We start from the raw sequence: 19768 nt of genomic DNA, 5'->3' as shown, positions 1-19768 counted from the left end.
CGCGCGCCCTCCCGCCCGAGCCCGCCGGGCCGAGGCGCGGCCTGGCAGAATGCGCCGCATGGAACCAGCGGACGGTGCGGAGGCGGAGACCGGGGCGAACGCGCGCGCCCTGCCCACGATGAAGGACATCGCCGAGCACGTGGGCGTCTCCCGGCAGCTGGTCTCGCTGGTGCTCCGCGGCGCGGAGGGCCCCTCCGCCCGCTCCCGGGAGCGGGTGCTCGCCGCCGCGGCCGAGCTCGGCTACCGCCCCAACGCCTCCGCCCGGCTGCTGCGGCAGGGCAGCACCCGCACCCTCGGGATCGTGTTCTCGCTGCACAACAGCTTCCAGGCGGACGTAGTGGAGCGGCTCTTCGCCCGGGTGGCGGCGAGAGGCTACCGCCTCGCCACGGCTCCCATCGGTCCGGGGCGCAGCACGGAGACCGCCGTGGGGGAGCTCATGGAGCAGCGCGTCGAGGCGCTGGCCGTGTTCAACCCCGAACCGGGCATCGAGGTGCTCGAGGCCGCCCGGCGCCTGGTGCCGGTGGTGCTGCTGGGCGAGTGGGCCGACGGCTCCGGCCTCGACACCGTGCACGTGGACGAGACGGCGGGGCTGCGGCGGGCGGTCGAGCACCTGCACCGGCTCGGCCACCGCGACATCGCCTACCTGGGCGGGCTCGGCGGGAGGGTGGGCCCGGACCGCGCGGCCGCCTACCGGGACGCGATGGGCGCGGCGGGCCTCGCCGCCCACGTGGACGTGGTCGCGTCGGGGTTCGACGAGGAGGCGGGGGCGGAGGCCGCCCGCACGGTGCTCGCCCGCCCGCAGCGCCCCACCGCGCTGGTGTGCGGCAGCGACCACGCCGCGGCCGGGGCGCTCGCCGTGCTCTCCGGGGCCGGGGTGCGCGTCCCGGAGGAGATCTCCGTGGTGGGCTTTGACGACAACCATCTCGCCGCGCTCTCCTACCACCGCCTCACCACCGTGCACCAGGATGCGGAGGAGATGGTCGAGGCGACCGTGGAGATCCTGCTGGCGCGCCTGGCCGAGGCGGGCGCGTCCGAGGCCTCGCCCCCAGCGGTGCGTGCGGACGGGACGGCCCGAGGTCTCGGCGGCGAGGCGGTCTGCGCGGAGCCCGCACCCGGGAGCGGGGGAGGTGCGGGGGTGCACGTCCCGCGGATCGTGGCGACCTCGGCGCGGCTCGTGGTGCGTGACAGCACGGGCCCGCGGGCCGCCGGGCGCTGATCCGGCCATCTCCGCTCCGTGCGGGCCCTTCACGCAGCTCTTGGCTCGTGCTAGCGTCGCCGACGACGCGCTTATCTCGTGCCAAGCCGTGTGATGGGCCCCTGCGGAGCAGGGGCCTGTCGCAGCGCCGCCGCACCCCGATGTCCGACCCTCGGAGGTCCTCGATGCTCACCACCCTGCCCGCCGCCCGCATCCACCACCCCCACGACGGCGAGCCGTCACTGCGCTGGGGCGTCGTCGGCCCCGGCTGGATCGCCGGCGAGTTCGTCCGCGCCGTGCACGCCCACAGCGCCCAGCGCGTGGTCGCCGTCGGCTCCCGCGATCTGGGCCGCGCCCGCGCCTTCGCCGACGCCCACGGGATCGACCGTGCTCACGGCGAGGTCGAGGCGCTGCTGGCGGACCCCGAGGTGGACGTCGTCTACATCGCCACCCCGCACAGCGAGCACGCCGCGATCGGCCTGGCCGCGATCGCGCTGGGCAAGCACGTGCTGATCGAGAAGCCGATCACCGTCAGCGCCGCGGAGGCCCGCGAGCTCTCCGCCGCCGCCCGCGCCGCCGGAGTGCTGGTGATGGAGGCGATGTGGACCCGCTACCTGCCGCAGACCTCCGTGCTGCGCTCCCTGCTGGACAGCGGCGAGCTCGGCGACGTGCGCAGCGCCTCCGCGGACCACGGCCAGCGGATCATCCGCCCCGCCGAGCACCGCATGTACGACCCGGAGCTGGGCGGCGGCGCCCTGCTCGACCTCGGCGTGTACCCCGCGCAGTTCCTCCAGATGGTGCTCGGCGCCCCCACCGCGCTGGAGGTGCGCGGCACCGTCACCGCGACCGGCGTGGACGCCAACGCCGCCGTGGTCTCCACCCACGCCGACGGTGCCGTGTCCACGCTGTACACCTCGCTGCTCGAGCGCACCCCCACCACCGCCACCATCGCCGGCACCGAGGCGTTCGTGCACCTGGACGGCCCCTTCTACAACCCCACCTCGTTCACGGTCGAGAGCGCCGCCCATGGCGCCCCGAGCGTGCGCTGGCAGGACCCGACGATGCTGCGCGGCTTCGCGGCGCTGTCCTACGAGGCGACCGCGCTGGCCCGGTACGCTGGCGAAGGGCGCGTGGAGTCGCCGGAGCACACCCACGAGGAGACGATCGCCGTGATGGAGATGCTCGAGACGGCGCGCACGCAGGTGCTCGCCGCCGGGGTGCTCGCACCCCCGCAGGACCTCGCCTCGGCCCCTCCCGCCCGCGGGGAGCGCGCCGCCACCGCCGGAGCGTCACGATGAGCGCCGCCGCGTCGCAGATCGCCCTGCTCGAGCAGCAGGAGCGCGAGCTGGTCCTGCCCCGCTTCACCCCCGAGGACGCCTGGGAGCTGGGCGCCGCCGCCGTCGACATCGCGCGGGCCGCCGGCCACGGCGTGGTGCTCGACATCCGCCGGCCCCAGCTCGTGCTCTTCCGCGCCGTGCTCCCCGGCGCGGCCCCCGACCAGGCCTCCTGGGCCGAGCGGAAGGCGAACGTGGTGCTGCGCATGGAGGCCTCCAGCGCGCTCGTCGACGCGCGCCTGACCGGCGCCGGCGTGGAGCCGCGCGCGATGGGCTGGCTGGACGAGTCCTACGCCGTCACCGGCGGCTCCGTGCCGATCCGGGTGGCCGGGGCCGGGGTGGTCGCCGCCTTCACCGCCTCGGGGCTCTCCTCCCAGGAAGACCACGACCTGGTGGTGGCCGCGTTGCGCGCCCACCTCGACGCCGCGGGGTCGCGATGAGCGCCGCCGGCGAGAGCGCCTCCGCCGAGAGCGCCACCCCTCCGGGGCGGGTGCTGCGGCCGGGGCAGCGCTGCCGGATCCGGATCTGGGACCGCGCCACCGGCGCCGTGCGCACCGTGCACGAGAGCGCCGAGCGGCTCTACGAGGCACCGAACTGGACGGCCGACGGCCGCCTGCTCGTCAACGCGGACGGCCTGCTGTGGTTCCTCCCGGCCGACGGCACGGCGCCGCCGGCGGCGCTGGACGTCCCCGGCCTCCCGCCGGTGAACAACGACCACGTGCTCGCCCCCGACGGCGCCGCGATCCTCGCCTCCGCGAACGACTTCCACATCTGGGAGGTGCCGCTGACGGGACCCGCGACCGCGGGCACGCCGCGCCGCCTCACCCCGGAGGACGGCGGCCTCCACTTCCTGCACGGCGTGAGCCCCGACGGCGCCACCCTCGCCTACGTCCACCTCGCACCCCAGGGGGAGGACTGGTGGGCCAGCGCCACGATCCGCACCCTGCCCCGGGAGGGCGGGGAGCCGTTCGCGGTGACCACCCACCCCGGGCCGGCCGACGGCTGCGAGTACACGCCCGACGGGCGGTGGATCGTGTTCAACACCGAGCAGTTCAGCGAGACCGCCGGCCATGCGCAGCTCGCGCGGGTGCGCCCGGACGGCAGCGGGCTCGAGCAGCTCACCGCCGACGAGCGCGTGAACTGGTTCCCGCACGTCGCCCCGGACGGCGAGGTCGCGGTGTACCTCAGCTTCCCGCCCGGCACCGAGGGTCACCCCGCGGACCGCGAGGTGGAGCTGCGCCTGGTCGCGACCGACGCCTGGGACGCCCCGACCACGATCGTGCGCCTGCACGGCGGGCAGGGCACGCTCAACGTGCCCGGCTGGGCCCCGGACGGCTCCGCCGTCGCCTACGTGGACTATCCGCTGGCGGAGGACTGAGCCGCGTCGGCCCCCATCTCCCGGGCCGGCACCGGCACCACCATCACGGGCCCCTGGGCCCGCTGCAGCACCGCCTGGGACACCGAGCCCAGCAGGGTGCTCGCCACGCGACCGTGCCCGCGGGTGCCCAGCACCGTCAACTGAGCGCCCGCGGTGCGCTCGATGAGGGTGGTCACCGGTTCGGCGAGCACCGTCTCGGAGGTGATGGTGAGGTCCGGGTGCTCGGCGCGCAGCGCCTCGGCGTCCTGCGCGAGCTGGTCGGCGAGCTCCCGGCGGTGGCGCTCGAGCAGATCCGGATCCGGCAGCCAGGACATCGACGCGCCGCCCCAGTCCTCCGCCAGCGGCATCACCATCAGCAGGTGCAGCGGAGCGCCGCGGGTGCGGGCCGCGACCGCCGCATGGCGGGCGGTGGAGGCGCTGCTCGCGGAGCGGTCGATCCCGGCCACCACCGGGGTGTCCTCGTCGACCGGGGCGAAGCGGGCCGCGCCCTGGTCGGTCCCGATCTCGTACTGGCGCGGCACCACCACGGTGGGGCAGTGGGCGTGCGCCGGCAGCGCGGAGGAGACCGAGCCGAGCAGCAGTCCGAAGAACCCGCCGCGACCGCGCGCGCCCACCACCGCGAGCTGCGCCCGCTCGGAGAGGCCCACCAGCACCCCGGCGGCGTCGCCGTGCGCCGTGCGCAGGTCCACCTCGCCGGGGTAGCCGCGCAGCAGCTCACGGGCCTCCTCGAGCACGGACTGCGCGGCGGCCAGGCGCGCCACCTCCGCGGGGACGGTGGGGACCAGGGCGGCGTCCGCGTAGGCGAGGGTGGGCACGGTGTAGGCGGTCACCACCGTGAGGGCGCTGCCCAGGCGCCGTGCGGCGCGCGCCGCGTACAGCAGCGCGCGGCGTGACTGGTCGGAGCCGTCGAAGCCGACGAGCACGCCCAGCGGGCGCGCGGCGGGACTCGCGGGCACCGCGGGGGCCTCGGTGGCGGGGTGCTCATGTCTTGCGGGACTCTCGGGCACTGCGGGACTCTCGGGCACTGCGGGATTCCCGGGAACTGCGGGACTCCCGGGCGCCGTGGGCGGGGTGGTGGGGCCGTCGGGGGGCATCTCGACCTCCTGCACCGGGGGCTCACCAGGACCGACGTCGCCGCCCCCGGGGAGGGCGCCGTCGAGGGCTCCATCGTAGGCCGGGGACGGGGTCGCGGGAGGGCCGAACGTCCGGATCCGTGCGCTCCCGCGGGCGGGCTTCTCGGCCGACGAGAAGCGCCGTTGTCCCGTCCCCGGCCACGGGGAAGACTCCCTCTCGGGCCCGCGGTCGCGGGCCCGACCGTCGGCCCGAAGGAGCGCCACGCCATGTCCGAGCTCACCGTTCTCGCCAGCCCCAGCCGCTACGTCCAGGGGAAGGGCGCGCTGGGCGCGCTCGGCACCCATCTCGCCGCCCTCGGCGACCGCCCGCTGATCGTCGCGGACGACACCGTCTGGGGGCTGTTCTCCGCCCAGGTCACCGAGGCGCTGGAGGCGGCGCAGCTGCCCGTGGTGCGGGTGGGCTTCGAGCGCTTCGCCACCCCGGAGGCCGTGGACGCCCTGGTGGAGGTGATCTCCGCGGACGGCCACGACGTGATCGTGGGCCTGGGCGGCGGCTCCACCATCGACGCCGCCAAGGCCTCCGGCCACCTGGCCGGGATCCGCTGGGCGAGCGTGCCCACCGCCGCCTCCTCCGACGCCCCCACCTCCGCGCTCGCGGTGATCTACACGGCCGAGGGCGAGTTCGTGGAGTACCGCTTCTTCCCCCGCAACCCGGATCTGGTGCTCATCGACACCCAGGTGGTGGCCGAGGCGCCGGTGCGGTTCCTCGCCGCCGGGATCGGCGACGCCCTGGCCACCTGGCTCGAGGCGCGCGCCACCCGGCGCGGCACCGCCTCGGCGATGGCCGGCGGCCGCCCCACCCTCGCCGGCACGGCGCTCGCCGAGCTGAGCTGGGACATCCTGTGGGAGAACGCGCTGCCCGCGCTCGACGCGGTCTCCGCGCGCGTGGTGACGCCCGCCCTGGAGGCGGTGGTGGAGGCGAACACGCTGCTGTCCGGGCTGGGCTTCGAGTCCGGGGGGCTGGCCGCCGCGCACGCGATCCACAACGGTCTCACCGCCGCCCCGCAGACCCACGGCCTCACCCACGGCCAGAAGGTGAACATCGGCTCGCTCGCCCAGCTCGTCCTCGAGGGCGCGCCCACGGCGGAGATCGAGGACTTCGTCGTGTTCACCACGCGCGTGGGGCTGCCCAACACCCTCACCGAGATCGGGCTCGCCCCCGAGGACACCGCGGAGCTGCGCGCCATCGCCGAGGCCGCCACCGTGGAGGGGGAGACGATCCACGCCATGCCCTTCCCCGTCACCGCCGAGGACGTCCTCGCCGCCCTTACCGCGCTCGAGGGACTCTCGCGCCGGGTCCGCCGCGAGCACGGCCTGCCCGAGCCCGAGCGGTACACCGGCGGCGGCCACTGAGCGCCCCGCCCTCGGGGCGCGATGGCGACCGTGCCCGCCGCGGCCTACCCTCGGTGCATGGATCTGACCTTCACCGCGACCACCGTGGAATGGCGCGGCCCGGCGCCCTACGTGTTCGCGCGGGTGCCCGACGAGGAGGCCGACGCGATCGCCGCGATCGCCCGCGCCGCGACCTACGGCTGGGGCTGCATCCCCGCCGCCGTGCGCCTGGGCGGCACGGACTTCACCACCTCGCTGTTCCCGCGCGAGGGCGGCTACCTCGTGCCGGTGAAGGTCGCGGTGCAGCGCGCCGAGGGCGTGGGAGTGGGGGACGAGGTGCAGATCTCCCTCCACATCGAGGAGCGCTGAGCGCGCCGGCGGGCGACAGGGCGGTCGGGCCGGTGGTCAGGCGTCCTGGACGGGGCGAGGGTGCCTGCCCTGCCCGGGATCGATCCTGTCAGAGCGCGGCAGGCAGGGGCCGGGCCTCGGTCCCGCTCGCCGTCTCCTTCGGCGGGGCGGGCGGCGGGTTCAGGTGGGAGACGCCGTCGATCTTCCGCGCCCGCTCCTCCGCCATCTCGTGCAGGCGCGCGACGACGTAGCGGGCGGCCGGGTGGCCGCGCAGGGAGCGGCGCACCTGCACGCTCAGGCGACGGCGCAGTGCGGGGGAGCGGATCGGGACTGCGACCAGGTCGGTGCGGAGGTCCTGCGCGATGAGGGAGGGCTGCACGGTGACGTGGTCCCCGGTGGCGACGAATCCCAGCACGGTGGAGAAGTCCTGCGGGTTGATCTGCACGCACGGCGTGAATCCTGCGGCGCGGCAGGCGGAGACGATGCGCGCGAACCAGGGGGACCCGGGCGGGTCGTCGGTCGCCCAGTCCTCCTCGGCGAGGTCCACGAGCTGCACGCTCTCCCGCCCGGCGAGCGGATGGTCGCGCCCCACGATCGCCACGTAGCCCTCCTCGAGGAATTCCTGGGCCAGCCACTCCGCGACCGCCGGGGAGGGGCTGGTCTCGCCCACGGCCACGTCGATGTCGTCCTCGATCAGGTCGTCGATGGAGCAGCTGCGCAGCACCAGCTCGAGATCCAGGTCCGGGAAGCGCCGGCGCACGTCCCGGGCCAGCTCGGGGATCCAGGTGGAGGCGATCGAGGTCGCGTAGCCCAGGCGCAGGGAGCCGGTGCGGCCGGCGCGGAGGTCCGCGACCGTGCGGTCCAGGGCGGCGAGGGCGTCGAGCGCCGGGCCGGCCCGCTCGGCCAGCAGCCGTCCGTGCGCGGTCACCACGATCCCGCGGCCCGAGCGCTCCACGAGGTCGAGCCCCGTCTCCCGGCGCAGGCTGGTGAGGTGCTGGCTCACGGCTGACGGGGTGTAGCCGAGCGCCTCGGCGCTCGCACGGATGCTGCCCGTCTCGACGACGGAGCGGAGCACGCGCAGCTTCAGCGGATCGAGCATGGCCTGAGCCTACGACCCATCAGCCACACTGAACAGAGCGGTGCATATCGTTGCTTGTGCTGAACGGTGGTGGGGCGAAGGATCGAGACATGACCGCAGCACTCCTGGGCCTGGCCCTCATCGTCCTCATCGCCGTCGCCGCCGTCACCCTCGGGGCGCTGACCCGTCTGCTCGCCGTCCGCCTCGCCACGCCGCGCGCGCAGCGGCGCGCCGCGGAGCAGGACCTCTCTCTCGCCGAGCGGATCGTGCTCGGGAACTCGTACATCACCCGTGAGCTGCGCCCCGACGGGACCCACCCCGTCGCCCGCACCGCGCCGAAGACCGGCGTCGACGTCGCGGGGCCGGGGCGGGAGCCGCGTCAGGACCTCGCCGTGCGCTTCCCCGACATCGCCGCCCACATGCTGCGGTGAACGGCCCGCCGGTCGCGCCACCGCGGGCGTGCGGTGGCGTGACCGGCGGGCCGAGGGGCGCAGTGACCGGCGGGCCGAGGGGCGCAGCGACGGGCGGGGCGACCGGCGGGCGGCGGGCGGCGCGACGACGGGGGAGGCTCAGCCGTCCCGTCGGCCGAAGCGCGGCGCCGGCAGCGGCGGCGCGACTGCGGCGGGCGTCTGCTCCAGCAGCGCGAGCGCCTCGGTGACGCCGCGGGCGAGCTGCGGATCCTCCCCGGCCACCCAGGCGTTCGGCGGCAGCGGCACCTCGATGTCCGGCTCCACGCCGTAGTTCTCGATCGCCCAGTCCTCGCCCTCGAACCAGCTGGCGTACTTCGGCTGGGTCACGCCCGTGCCGTCCACCAGGTCGTAGCGGCCGTCGATCCCGATCACGCCGCCCCAGGTGCGGGTGCCGATGATCGGCCCGATCTCCAGCGCCCGCGAGACGGCGTTCACGATGTCGCCGTCGGAGCCGGCCTCCTGGTTCGTCACCAGCACCACCGCGCCGCGCGGGGCGAAGGCGGGGTAGGTGCCGGGGCGCTCGTGGCGCGGGTAGTCCCAGGAGAGCACCCGGCGGGCCAGCCTGTCCGTGACCAGCTGCGAGGTGTGGCCGCCGCTGTTGTAGCGCACGTCCACCACCAGGCCCTCCTTGGTGGTGGCCTCGCGCAGGTCGCGGTGCATCTGCGCCCAGCCGGAGGAGACCATGTCCGGGATGTGCAGGTAGCCGAGCCGGCCGCCGGAGAGCTCCGCGACGTGCTCCCGGCGCGAGGCGACCCACGCCTGGTAGCGCAGGGCGGCGTCATCGGCCAGCGGGGTCACCGCCACCCGGTGCTCGGCGCCGTCGCGCAGCAGCACCAGCTCGGTGGCCTTGCCCGCCGCGCCCAGCAGCGCCGCCTCCACGCCCTCGGGCGGCACGGGACGGCCGTCCACGCGCAGCACCACGTCACCCACGCGCGCCCCCACGCCGGGGGCCAGCAGCGGCGAGCGGGCATCGGGATCGGAGGAGTCCCCGGGCAGGATCCGGGCGATCTCCCAGCGGCCGTCCCGCACGGTGAAGTCCGCGCCGAGGTGGGCGGGCAGCATCGGCGGATCGGCCGTGTACACCGGGCCCTGCACGTAGGCGTGCGAGGTGCCCAGCTCGCCCTGCACCTCCCACATCAGGTCCTGGAAGTCGTCCTCGGTGACCACGCGCTCGATCGCCGGGTCGTACCAGGAGGTCATGGCGTGCCAGTCCATGCCGTCCATGTCCGCCCGCCAGTACTGCTGGGCCATGATCCGGTAGTTGTCCCACAGCATCCCGCGGCGCTCCGCCACCGGATCCACGGTGAGGCGCAGCCGCGAGGTGTCGATGACGATGCGGGAAGGGTCCTCGTCCTCCGCCTTGCGGGTGGCGGGCACCTGCACCCACGAGGTGCCCTGCTTCAGCACCAGCGCCTTGCCGTCCCCGGAGACGGCGAGATCGGTGACGCCCTCGGCCAGCACGGTGAGCTTGCGGTCCGCAAGGGACCAGTGCTCCAGCGTCGGCGTCGGCGCCTCGCCCTCCACCCCGGCGCGGGCGCTGCCCAGCACGCCCTCCTGCGGGTGGCGCAGCCACACGAAGCCGCCGTCCACGGCGGTGAGGTGCGAGTAGGAGCCGGAGACCACCGGGAAGGGCACCAGGCGCGACTCCACCTCCTCGAGATCGATGCGGGTCTCGGGGGCGCGGGCGGCGTCCTCCGCCCCGGCGGCGCTGTGCGAGCTCGCCGGCGGCTGTGCGTCCGCGCCCGCCGCGCTCGCCCCGCCGGTCGCGCCGCCGGCCGCAGGCTGCGCGGCGCCGTCGGCGCTGCTCGCCGACTCCTTGCCGGAGCCGCCGTCGCCGGAGCCCTTCTCCTCCCCGGCGCCGCCCCAGCCGTCCGGGTGCGGGCCGAAGGGATCGGCGGTGGTGCGCTCCAGCGGCAGCAGGAACGGCCGCTCGGCGTTGACGAAGCCCAGGTCGAACACCATGTCGTCGTACACGGTCTCGAAGGTGCGCAGGCTCAGCAGCGCCAGGTGCTTCCCGTCGGCGCTGAACGCCGGGGCGGAGTCCTGGAACTTCCCGGAGGTGAGCGCCCGGCCGGTGGGCTCGTGATCCTCGGTGTCGGAGACCATCAGGCGGCTGAGCTGCCAGGAGTTCGGCTCCGCCCACACCAGCCAGCGGCCGTCCGGGGACCAGGCCAGGTCCCGCACCTCGCCGCCGCCGGAGCGGCCGATCTCGCGCACGTGGTCCAGGTGCGGGGCGGGGACGGCGTGCTCCGCGTCCTGCTCCCACACGGAGGCCGCGGCGGTCTGCGGCGCCGCGTGCGGCGAGGTCCCGGCCGGGTCCTCGACGCCGCGCAGCGTCACCAGGCGCACCACGTTGTCGTGGCTGGAGATCGCGACCTTCGAGCCGTCGGGGGAGGGGATCGCGTGCAGGATCCGCCCCACCTCGCCCAGGTCCAGGCGGATCTCCTCCCCGCCGCCGTCGAGGCGGGCCAGGGCCAGCACGTCGGAGCCCACCCCGCCTTCCTCGCGGTCGCGCTGCGCCTCCGCGTCGGAGACGAACAGCGCATAGGGGGAGCGGCCCAGCGGGCGCACCTCGCGCAGGCGCAGCCCGCACCTGCCGGCCAGCAGGCGGGAGGGGCCGCCGCGATGGGTGAGGGCATGGGCGCTGCCGCGCCACTCCACCACGCTCGCCCGCGCATCGTGCAGCGGGCGCATGGCCAGGAGATTCTCGCTCGGGGAGGCGGGCCGCGGCAGGCGGGCCGCGCCGACGCCGGCGATCCGGATCTCCACCTCGCGCGGCGCCGCCTCCGGCGAGTCCATCGTGAACAGGCGCCCGCGGGAGCTGAACACGATGGTCTCGCCGTCGGTCGCGGGCTCGCGCAGGTATCCGTCCGCAGAGGTCAGCGAGGTGTGTCGGCGCAGGTCGGAGCCGTCCATCGCGACCGACCACAGGTTCGCGCTGGCTCGATCGGTGAGCGCCGCACCCGGGCCGGGGGTGTCCGAGGCGAACAGCAGCCGGTCCCCGTGCCAGGCGATCCGCAGGGTGGAGGCGAGCACCTCCTCCAGCAGCGGCTCCCACCGCCGGGCCGCGTGCTGTGCGGCGGGGGCGTCCAGGGGGAGGTCCTCATGGGAGATCCACAGCTTCACCGCGGTGCCGCCCTGGTAGTGCTTCCAGGAGGCCTGGTCGCGGCGCCACGGGGTGGCCACCACGGTGGTGCCGGAGGGGTGGATCGCCACCTCGCCGCTGCGCCCGAGGGGCAGCAGCTCGGCGCCGCCGGAGAGGTCCACCGCCCACAGCTGCGCGTCGCGCGCGAGCGGGGCGCCGTAGCTGGTGGTCGCGATGACGCGGCCGTCGTCGAGCCAGCCCACCACCTTCGTGGTGGGACGGCCCCAGAAGGTGAGGCGACGGGGTGCGGTGTCCCCCTCCACGTCGATCACCCACACCTCGGGGCCGCCGGAGGTGCGGGAGGTGTAGGCGACGTGCCGGCCGTCGGGGGAGAAGCGGGGGTAGCCGACGGGCGCGCCCTCGTCGGTCAGCCGCCAGGCGCGGCCGCCCGTGCGCGGGGCGAGCCAGACGTCGTTCGCGGCGGTGAAGGCGAGCAGGTCCCCGCGGACATCGGGGTGACGGAGATAGGCGGCATGAGCGGGCGTCGTCGACATGGCTCCCACCCTATGCGCGCGCCCCCACGACGCGAAGCGGAAATCCGCGCCGTCGGGGCGGGGCTGTGCGGGCGGAGTGCTGTGCGGGCGGGCGGGCGGCCGCGTCGGGTCGGGCGGGCTGCCGTGTCGGTCCGGGAGGGCGGGCCGCTCAGGCGGGGTCGACGGCGTCGGAGAGCACCTGGTCGGCGCGGCGCAGCAGCTGGGCGAGCTCGCCCCGGGTCACGGTCGCCTCGCCCGGGAGGTCGGAGAGCGCCGAGGGCACCAGCCCGGCCCGCACGATCCAGGCCGCCGCGGAGTCCGCCGCACCCTCCGGGACGTCCAGCTCGGCGTCCACCTGGTCCGGGGCGATCCCCGCCGCCCGCAGGCTCGGGCGCAGCATCGCGGTGAGGATCTCCGCGGCGCCCTCCCGGCTCGCCGGCTCCTGCGGGTGCACGCACAGCGCGTCGTCGCCCCACAGCGCCCCGTGCCCGAACAGCCACAGCAGCGCGTCGCGGCGCTCCGGGTCCTCGTCGAGGTCGGCGAGCATGGTGGGCACGGCGTCCGCGGGCACGGCCGGCGCGCCCACGAAGCGGTGCAGTGCCAGGGCGAGGTCGCCGCGGGTCAGCGTGGCCTGCGCCGCGAAGGAGCCGTCCTCGCGCGCGGGCAGCACGCCGATGGCATCCGCCCAGCGCAGCGCCTCGAGGGCGTCGTCCGGGGCGGTCGCGGAGTGCGCGGTGTCGGCGGTGTCCGCGCCGCGCACGGCATCGGCCACCGGGGCGGCGTCGGGATCGGCGACCACCAGGGCGGTGACCGGCAGCCCCACCGCCGCCAGCGCCGCCGAGCCCGCCAGCACGGTGCGCCGCGTGAGGGCGTGCGAGGGGCGCGAGGCAGCCGGCGCGGGCGGCCCGGCCGGGATCGGGGTCGGGTCGGGCGCGTGTGCGGTGTCCGTGGCCGGCGGGAGCAGAGGCGCCGGCGCGGGGGCGGCGGGTGCCTGCGGTGGGACCGGCTCAGCGGTCCGCGGGGCGGCGGGCTCGGCGACCGGCGCCGGGGCCGACGGGGTGGACGGCCCGGCGCCCGGCGCCAGGTCCGGGACCGACGGAGTGGACGGCATGGCGCCCGGCCGGCCGGTGCGCAGGTGCGGGGCGGGCGGTCGTCTCACAGCCATCCGAGCACCCGCATCCGTCGGATGAGCGCCCAGCCCACGGCCAGGTTCCCCCAGCCGTTGAGGTGGATCGAGTCCCGCGCCACCAGCAGCGGCGGCGCCACGCCCTGCGCGATCGCGTCCTGCGTGGAGCCCTGCTCGAACAGGCGCAGCGGTGCCAGCGGGGCGCAGCCCAGCCCCGCCTCGCTGGTGAACAGGGACTGCAGATCCACGAAGTGCGCCCCGTAGCGCTCCGCCTGGGTCGCGTTGACCTGGGCGAGGGCGTCGCCGGTGGCGGAGCCGACCGGATCGTTCGAGGTGGCCCACTGGCCCAGCACCAGGGTGTCCTCCTCGGGGGTCGCCGTGGCCTCCCACATGCGATGGGTGTCCTCGAGCACCTGGTCCACCTGGGTGATGTTGTTCTTGCCCATCCAGAGCACCTGGCGCGCCTCCGCCACCCGCTCCGCGAGCGCGGAGACCAGCGTGCCCTCGCGCACCGTCGCGGCGGGATCCTCCGGGGTGAACAGCCACGCGCCCTCGGCCTTGCCCAGCGTGCCGGGCACCTCGCCGATCCGGGCCGGGAACTCGATCGGCCCGCGCGGCGGGAGGCCGGAGTCCAGGGCCACCGCGACCGCGCCGGTGGCAGGGTCGGGCGCGCCCTGCGGCGTGGCCACGGGCGTGTCCAGACCGCGCATCAGCACCGCGTGCTGCGACCAGGTGGCGCCCACGCCGTGCGGGTGCACGGTGCCCGGCGAGGTGGCGAGCACCAGGTGCTGGTGGATGCGGATCGGCAGCGGCGTGGACTCGTCCCCGCGCGTGGAGGACATCGAGGAGGAGCCCCACAGGGCCAGGTCCCGCACCCCCGCGCGGGGGGTGAACAGGGCGCGCGCCGCGGCGCTGCCCAGGCCGGTGCCCGAGGGGGCAGCCGGTGCCGCGGGGGCGGGTGCCGGGGGAGCCGACGGTGCCGCGGGTGCCGGTGCCGCCGGGGCGGCGGCGTGCGGCGGCGCGGGCATCAGGACCTCCTGGCTGGGCGAGCGCCCCCACCGGCGCTCGGACGAGCCCACTCTACGGTGCCGCCGCGGCCCGGTGGAAGCCGGGAGCGGGGACGTGATGCAGTCGTGAGCAGGCCGTGGTGCGGGCGTCAGGGGAGGTCGTAGTCGACCACCACGGGGGCGTGGTCGGAGAGCCGCACGCCCTCGTGGTCGCGGTCCACCGCGGTGGTCATCGCGGCACGCGCGAGGCGGGGCGTGGCCAGGTGGTAGTCGAGCCGCCAGCCCGCGTCCTTCGCGAAGGACTGTCCCAGCCAGGACCACCAGGTGTACGGCCCGTCGGCCTCGGGGTGCAGGCGGCGCACCACGTCCACCAGGGTGCGCGGCGTGAGCTGCCGGCCGAGCCACTCCCGCTCCTCGGGCAGGAACCCGTCGTGCTGCTGGTTGCGGCGCCACGCGGCGAGGTCCTGCCGGGTGTGGGCGATGTTGAGATCCCCCATCAGCAGGAACTCCCGGCCGTCGGCCGCGGCCGCCCGACGGGTGCGGGCGAGCTGGCGGGCGAACGCCGCCATGAAGCCCATCTTGCGCGCGTAGCGCGCCCCGCCGTCGGGCGCCTCCCGCATCCGCTCCGGCCGCTGCAGGTGCGCGGGCAGGCCGCCCTTGGGGAGGTAGAGGGAGGCGATCGTGAGCGGGCCGTCGTCGAGGTCCACCTCGAGGTAGCGGCCCTCGGCGGCGAAGCGCGCCAGGCCCCGGGCGAGCGGGACGCGCTCCGCGGCGGGGACCGGGGCCAGGGGCGCGCCCGGCGCACCCAGCAGCGCCGCACCGCTCCACGTGCGCACCGCCGCCGGCGGCCGACGGGTCAGCACGGCCACCCCGTTCCGGCCGGGCAGGGTGCCCGTCTCCAGCGCCACGTGGAAGTCGCCGAAGGCGCGCTCCGGCAGCTTCGCGGCCTGCGCCCGCACCTCCTGCAGCGCGATCACGTCGCAGCCGCGCGTCGCGAGCCAGTCGCCGAGGCCCCTGCGGTGCGCGGCCCGGATCCCGTTGACGTTGGCGGTGGCGATGCGGAGCATCCCCGCAGGCTACCGAGTGCGGGCTCACCCCCGCGGCCTCTCGGCGCCCGCCCGGCCTGCCCCCCGCCTCCCGTCCGGCCCGGTCCCGGCGCCCCCTGCCCTGCCACATTCCCAGCGTCGACGGGCCCTCCCTTCCCCGCTCTTCCGGAGGAGCGCCGATGTCGCGCGAGGGCCGATGGTGATGCGAGGTGCACATATATGCACCTCGCATCACCATCGGCCCGTCCGTGACGAAGGGGCGGTGCTCGGTCAGGCGGTGGCGGGGTCGCCGACGACGGGCCCCTCGGTGTTGGGCTTCCAGCCCAGCGCCGGGGCGACGTGCGTCGCGAAGTTCTCGAGGATCTGGAGGTTCAGCTCGACCCCGGCCTGGCTCGGGATGGTGAGCAGCAGCGTGTCCGCGGACTGCACCGCGGCGTCGGCCTGCAGCTGCTCGATCAGCTGGTCGGGCTCTCCGGTGTAGGTGCGGCCGAAGGTGGAGCGGGTCCCGTCGATGATGCCGATCTGGTCGCCGTCGCCGCCCCGGCCCGCGCCGAACAGCACACGGTCGCGGTCGCTGAGGATCGGGAACACGCTGCGGGAGACGGAGACGCGGGGGATGTGCGTGTGCCCGGCCTCGCGGAACGCCTCCCGGAACACGTCGATCTGCTCCGCCTGCAGATCCCCGAAGCTCGCGCCGTTCGCCTCGGTGAGCAGCGTGGAGCTCATCATGTTCAGGCCCTGGGTACCGGTGCGCGCCGCGGTGGCGCGCGAGCCGGAGCCCCACCAGATGTGGCGGATGAGCTCCTCGGACTGCGGCTCGATCGCGAGCGGGGCGTGCGGGGCGGCGTCCGACATGTACGGCTGGGCGGCCGCGCGGGTCATCGGGTGCCCCTGGATGGCCTGCAGGAACGTCTCGAACTTCGCCGCGGCGATGTCCGCGCCGCGCGGGTCCGTGGAGCCGGTGTAGCCGAAGGACTCCCAGCCGCGGTCCGCGGCCTCGGGGGCGCCGCGGGAGATGCCCAGCGCCACCCGGCCGTCGGCGATGTGGTCGAGGGCCGCCGCCTCCTCCGCGAGGTACAAGGGGTTCTCGTAGCGCATGTCGATCACGCCCGTGCCCACCTCGATCCGCTGCGTGCGCGCCGCGACCGCGGAGAGCAGCGGCATCGGCGCGGCGGACTGCCGCGCGTAGTGGTGGACGCGGAAGTAGGCGCCGTTCACGCCCAGCTCGTCCGCGCCGACGGAGATGTCGATCGCGTCGTGGAGCATCTGACGGGCGGTGAGCCCGCCCTGGGCGGGGTTGCCGCCGTAGTGGCCGAAGCTGAGGAATCCGAAGGCACGCATGATCACACCCTATCAAGTAGTTGAAAGTGGGAGTAGAGGAGGGATGGGATGTGGTGAGGGGCATGCCTCTTCCTCTCGGGCTCGCGGCTCTGTCCATGAAAGGGACGTCAGCGGCCCGAGACCTGCTAAATGCCGGCCTGTTGCCGTATACGTCCCGTCGGTGGACAGGCCCACGGCGAGGCGCTCCCTCACCCTTGCATCCCCTCGTCCCCTTGTGGTTCCGCCTGCGCGCCCCCGCGTCCACACCGCCGATCCTCCTCATCGCCCGCTTGTCCACATCTCCCGATGTCCGGCCCCGCACCGCCCTGCGTCGGCGGCAGGGTGGGGCGATGATCCCCTCCCGCGCTCCCGAGGTCCACGTCCGCACCAGGCGCCAGCTGGCGAGGGCCGGTCACCGTCGGCGCGAGATCGAGACGCTGGTGGAGCGTGGCGTGGTGGAGCGGCTGGGCGGAGGGTTCTACGGCACGGTGCAGACGCCGCCGCACGTCCGAGCGGCTTTGCGCCGGGGGCATCGCCTTACCTGTGTGGACGCCCTCGAGCTCTACGGGTTCTGGATCCCCCGGCAGAGCGGGGCCCATGAGGCGCGGCGGCGCGTGGGACCGTCTGCTGGGGAGTCCGCCGCCTGCCGCGGGAGCGGGGTCGTCCTGCACACCTCCGCGCTGCGCACCTGGCCCGACGAGCACCCCGTGCTCCCGAAGCTCACGGCGCTCGAGCACGCCATGCACTGCCTGGGCGCAGATCATGCGGCGGTGGTGCTCGAATCGGGGCTGAACCGGCGCCTGATCAGCAGTGATGAGGCGAACGAGGTGACGAGGTCGCTGTCGGCAAGGCGACGGCGCCGACTCTTCCCGCTGGTCCGGGCCGCGGAATCCGGAACGGAGACCCTCGTGCGCCGCGCGCTCCAGCGGCGCGGTGTCTCCGTGCGGGTGCAGGTGGAGATCCCGGGTGTGGGCCGCGTCGACCTCGTGGTGGGGGAGGGGCTGATCATCGAGTGCGACAGCGCCACCCACCACTCGGACCCGGAGGCGTACGCGAAGGATCGACGGCGGGACCGCGTGGCCCGGCGCCGGGGATACACCGTGGTGCGGCTGACCTACGAGGACGTCATGGTCTCGTGGGAGGAGGTGCTGCCGGACCTCCTGGTGATGCTGCGCAGGGGCGACCATCGGATCGCGCGGTCGCAGCGGTCGGCCCGGCTCGATGGCGACGGCCTGCTGCGGGACCCGCGTGATGAGGCCGGTGCCCTGCGGTCGCGGTGACCATGAAAAGGACGTCAGCGGCCCGCGACCTGCATATAGCACGTCTCGAGCCGCTGACATCCCTTCGGTGGTCAGGCCGCCTTGTCCGGGCCGACCCTGGCCGTGTCGCGGCGATCAGGCCTGGGGCGGGGTCACTCCCCGTCGGCCTCGGTGGAGCCGGCCGGGCGCTCGCCGAGCTCGGCGTCGAGGCGGAGCAGGCCGGAGCCGTCGTCGCCGATCAGCTTCAGGCGGCCGATGATCTCCGAGGCCGTGGCCTCCTCCTCGATCTGCTCGTCCACGAACCAGTTCAGCAGCGGGCGGGAGTCGTAGTCGCCCTCCTTGTCCGCGCTGCGGTACAGCTCGCGGATCGCCTCGGAGACCTTCTCCTCGTGCGCGAGGGCGGCCTCGAAGATCTCCAGCACCGAGAGGCCGGGCTTCACGCCGGGCTCGGTGATGGTGCCGATCGCGGCGTGGTTGCCGCGGTCCGAGACGTGCTGGATGAACTTGTTGGCGTGCACGATCTCCTCGTCGGCCTGGTGGCGGAGCCACGCGGCGATGCCCGGGAGGTCCTGTTCGTCGGCCTCGATGGCCAGCTGGCGGTAGGTGATCGAGGCGGCGAACTCCAGGGTGATCTGCTCCTGGAACTTCTTCTCAAGGTCGGTGCTCATCTTCATGCTCCGACCGTAGCCCTCGCCGATGCGCTTGTCACCCCTGGGAAGGTTGTCCTGACCTGGAACGACGATGCCCGGCGAGCCTTGCCCGAGCGGGTGGGGGCACGGTCGTGACCTCGGCGTCCGCGGCGGCGGGCGCTCAGGTGCGCAGGTGCTCGGGGGCGCTCGACAGCGTCCGGCCGGGCAGGAACCGGCCGGGGATGACCAGGTGACGGGCCCGCGCCGTCGCGTCGACACCGCCCTGGTCGCCGCCGGGTGGAGGCGGACCCTCGGCATCCTCCTGGGTCGCCACCAGGAGCGCCTCCATCCTGGTGACGGCCTCGCGGGCGACCTCGGCCACCGGGAGCCGGACCGTCGCCAGGCCCAGCAGGTCGAGGCCGTCCCCCAGCCCGTCGAAGCCCACGGTGCTGACGTCCTCGGGGATCCGCACCCCGCGGGCGACGGCGGCGCGCAGCAGGTCCAGGGCGACGAAGTCCACCGGACAGACGATGCAGCTCAGCGCCTCCTCGCGGGCCACGTCCAAAGCGCGCGCCACGCCGTGCTCCACGGGCAGCAGATCCACCGGGATCGTGGTGAGGCCCAGTTCCCCGCAGCGCTCGGCGAGACTGCGCATCCGCAGGTCGAACACCCGGGAGTAGAGCAGAGGGGCGGTGAGCACCGCGATCCGGCGGTGTCCCGCCGCGGCGATCGCGTCGGCCATCAGCCGGCCGTGGGTGCGCTCGTCGTAGCTGACGGACTCGATCTGCGGGTGGTCGTTGGGGCGGCCGACGATCATCATCGGCGTCGCGGTGACCGTCTCCACGAGATCCTCCGCGGCCGTCACCCCGGTGCCCACGAACACCCCCGCCACTCGCTGCCCGATCAGCCGGTTCAGCCCCTCCACCTCGGCGGTGCCGTAGTCGTGGCGCGAGGCGGTCACCGAGATGAGCTGGCGGTCGACGCCTTGCACCGCCCGGTTCATCTCGGCGTGGAGGTGGCCGTAGGCGGGATTGGTGGCATCGCGGATCAGCAGGCCGAGCTGCCGGCCCCGCCGCAACGCCAGACCGCTGGCCACGAGGTTGTGCACGTATCCCAGGCGCTTGGCGGCCTCGTGGATCCGGACCGTCGCATCCGCGGAGACGCGCTCCCCGCCGTTCTGGAACACCCGCGAGACGGTGGAGCGGGAGACGCCGGCGGCTCGTGCGACATCCTCCATCGTCGGTGGTCGGGGCATGGCACGTCCTTCCTCCCGGTCCGGTGCGCTGCGCTCCCGCAGGGCGGGGCCGGCGCAGTTCCCGGGGCGGTGGTTCGGTGCAGGATAGCCCAGCAGTCGGCGCTCACCAGGGATGACGAATGGCCGTCCGGTGAAGTCCGAGTTCTCGGACCGGTGACCAGGAGTGGCCGTCGGCGAACTCTTGCTGACCCGGCGGTGAACGTTCGGTGGACACCGCCCCGTCCGGTGCGCGAGACGGTG

17 protein-coding genes are annotated in these 19768 nt (G+C 75.2%); 8 read left to right on the top strand and 9 right to left on the bottom strand.

The features are described from left to right. Positions 1-58: 58 nt before the first annotated feature. The 4 genes from DWV08_RS13310 (at position 59) to DWV08_RS13295 (ending at position 3907) form a co-directional block, all read left to right on the top strand. Positions 59-1216: a LacI family DNA-binding transcriptional regulator gene (locus DWV08_RS13310; RefSeq protein ID WP_206516714.1), complete on the top strand. Its 1158-nt coding sequence runs from the start codon at positions 59-61 to the stop codon at positions 1214-1216. Between the two features lie 164 nt (positions 1217-1380). Next, positions 1381-2493, top strand: coding sequence for a Gfo/Idh/MocA family protein (locus DWV08_RS13305; RefSeq protein ID WP_115414242.1), 1113 nt, complete (start codon positions 1381-1383; stop codon positions 2491-2493). Next, a complete protein-coding gene (locus DWV08_RS13300; protein WP_115414241.1) occupies positions 2490-2969 on the top strand; it encodes a heme-degrading domain-containing protein in 480 nt (159 codons plus the stop codon). The genes DWV08_RS13305 and DWV08_RS13300 overlap by 4 nt, the downstream gene beginning before the upstream one ends. Next, the gene (locus tag DWV08_RS13295; RefSeq protein WP_115414240.1) at positions 2966-3907 is read left to right on the top strand and encodes a TolB-like translocation protein; all 942 of its coding nucleotides are present in this window, start codon (positions 2966-2968) and stop codon (positions 3905-3907) included. The genes DWV08_RS13300 and DWV08_RS13295 overlap by 4 nt, the downstream gene beginning before the upstream one ends. Here DWV08_RS13295 and DWV08_RS13290 read toward each other — a convergent pair. Then, complete coding sequence (locus tag DWV08_RS13290; protein ID WP_241237242.1) at positions 3886-4863, bottom strand: universal stress protein; 978 nt, start codon at positions 4861-4863, stop codon at positions 3886-3888. The genes DWV08_RS13295 and DWV08_RS13290 overlap by 22 nt on opposite strands. A 384-nt stretch (positions 4864-5247) precedes the next feature. Here DWV08_RS13290 and DWV08_RS13285 point away from each other — a divergent pair, with 384 nt between their 5' ends. Beyond that, on the top strand, positions 5248-6393 hold the full coding sequence (locus DWV08_RS13285; protein WP_115414238.1) for a glycerol dehydrogenase: 1146 nt from the start codon (positions 5248-5250) through the stop codon (positions 6391-6393). A gap of 57 nt (positions 6394-6450) precedes the next feature. After that, positions 6451-6741: a DUF1905 domain-containing protein gene (locus DWV08_RS13280; protein WP_115415032.1), complete on the top strand. Its 291-nt coding sequence runs from the start codon at positions 6451-6453 to the stop codon at positions 6739-6741. Positions 6742-6829: 88 nt separating this feature from the next. On the opposite strand, the gene DWV08_RS13275 is transcribed toward DWV08_RS13280, so the two are convergent. Next, positions 6830-7819, bottom strand: a complete 990-nt coding sequence (locus tag DWV08_RS13275; RefSeq protein WP_115414237.1) for a LysR family transcriptional regulator — start codon at positions 7817-7819, stop codon at positions 6830-6832. Positions 7820-7908: 89 nt separating this feature from the next. On the opposite strand from DWV08_RS13275, the gene DWV08_RS13270 reads away from it, so the two are divergent. Further along, entirely contained in the window at positions 7909-8229 is a 321-nt protein-coding gene (locus tag DWV08_RS13270) for a hypothetical protein (protein ID WP_115414236.1), read from the top strand. A gap of 138 nt (positions 8230-8367) precedes the next feature. Here the strand turns inward: DWV08_RS13270 and DWV08_RS13265 are convergent, their stop codons facing one another. The 5 genes from DWV08_RS13265 to DWV08_RS13245 form a co-directional block, all read right to left on the bottom strand. Next, positions 8368-11907 (bottom strand): S41 family peptidase, encoded by a 3540-nt coding sequence (locus DWV08_RS13265; protein ID WP_115414235.1) that lies wholly within the window; start codon positions 11905-11907, stop codon positions 8368-8370. Positions 11908-12055: 148 nt separating this feature from the next. Further along, positions 12056-12739, bottom strand: coding sequence for a hypothetical protein (locus DWV08_RS13260; protein WP_127097483.1), 684 nt, complete (start codon positions 12737-12739; stop codon positions 12056-12058). A 302-nt stretch (positions 12740-13041) separates the two neighbouring features. After that, on the bottom strand, positions 13042-14040 hold the full coding sequence (locus DWV08_RS13255; protein ID WP_241237241.1) for a hypothetical protein: 999 nt from the start codon (positions 14038-14040) through the stop codon (positions 13042-13044). 128 nt (positions 14041-14168) lie between these two features. Next, a complete protein-coding gene (locus DWV08_RS13250; RefSeq protein ID WP_115414232.1) occupies positions 14169-15086 on the bottom strand; it encodes an exodeoxyribonuclease III in 918 nt (305 codons plus the stop codon). Positions 15087-15335: 249 nt separating this feature from the next. After that, complete coding sequence (locus DWV08_RS13245) at positions 15336-16406, bottom strand: LLM class flavin-dependent oxidoreductase (RefSeq protein ID WP_115415031.1); 1071 nt, start codon at positions 16404-16406, stop codon at positions 15336-15338. 329 nt (positions 16407-16735) lie between these two features. Between DWV08_RS13245 and DWV08_RS13240 the strand changes: the two genes are divergently transcribed. Beyond that, entirely contained in the window at positions 16736-17665 is a 930-nt protein-coding gene (locus DWV08_RS13240; protein ID WP_162801576.1) for an endonuclease domain-containing protein, read from the top strand. 131 nt (positions 17666-17796) lie between these two features. On the opposite strand, the gene DWV08_RS13235 is transcribed toward DWV08_RS13240, so the two are convergent. Continuing rightward, the gene (locus DWV08_RS13235) at positions 17797-18318 is read right to left on the bottom strand and encodes a ferritin (protein WP_115414230.1); all 522 of its coding nucleotides are present in this window, start codon (positions 18316-18318) and stop codon (positions 17797-17799) included. A 136-nt stretch (positions 18319-18454) separates the two neighbouring features. Further along, positions 18455-19528: a LacI family DNA-binding transcriptional regulator gene (locus DWV08_RS13230; protein WP_115414229.1), complete on the bottom strand. Its 1074-nt coding sequence runs from the start codon at positions 19526-19528 to the stop codon at positions 18455-18457. Positions 19529-19768 lie beyond the last annotated feature (240 nt).

The organism is Brachybacterium saurashtrense (assembly GCF_003355475.1).
GTDB lineage: Bacteria > Actinomycetota > Actinomycetes > Actinomycetales > Dermabacteraceae > Brachybacterium > Brachybacterium saurashtrense.
This window is presented reverse-complemented; position numbering and strand designations above follow the sequence as displayed.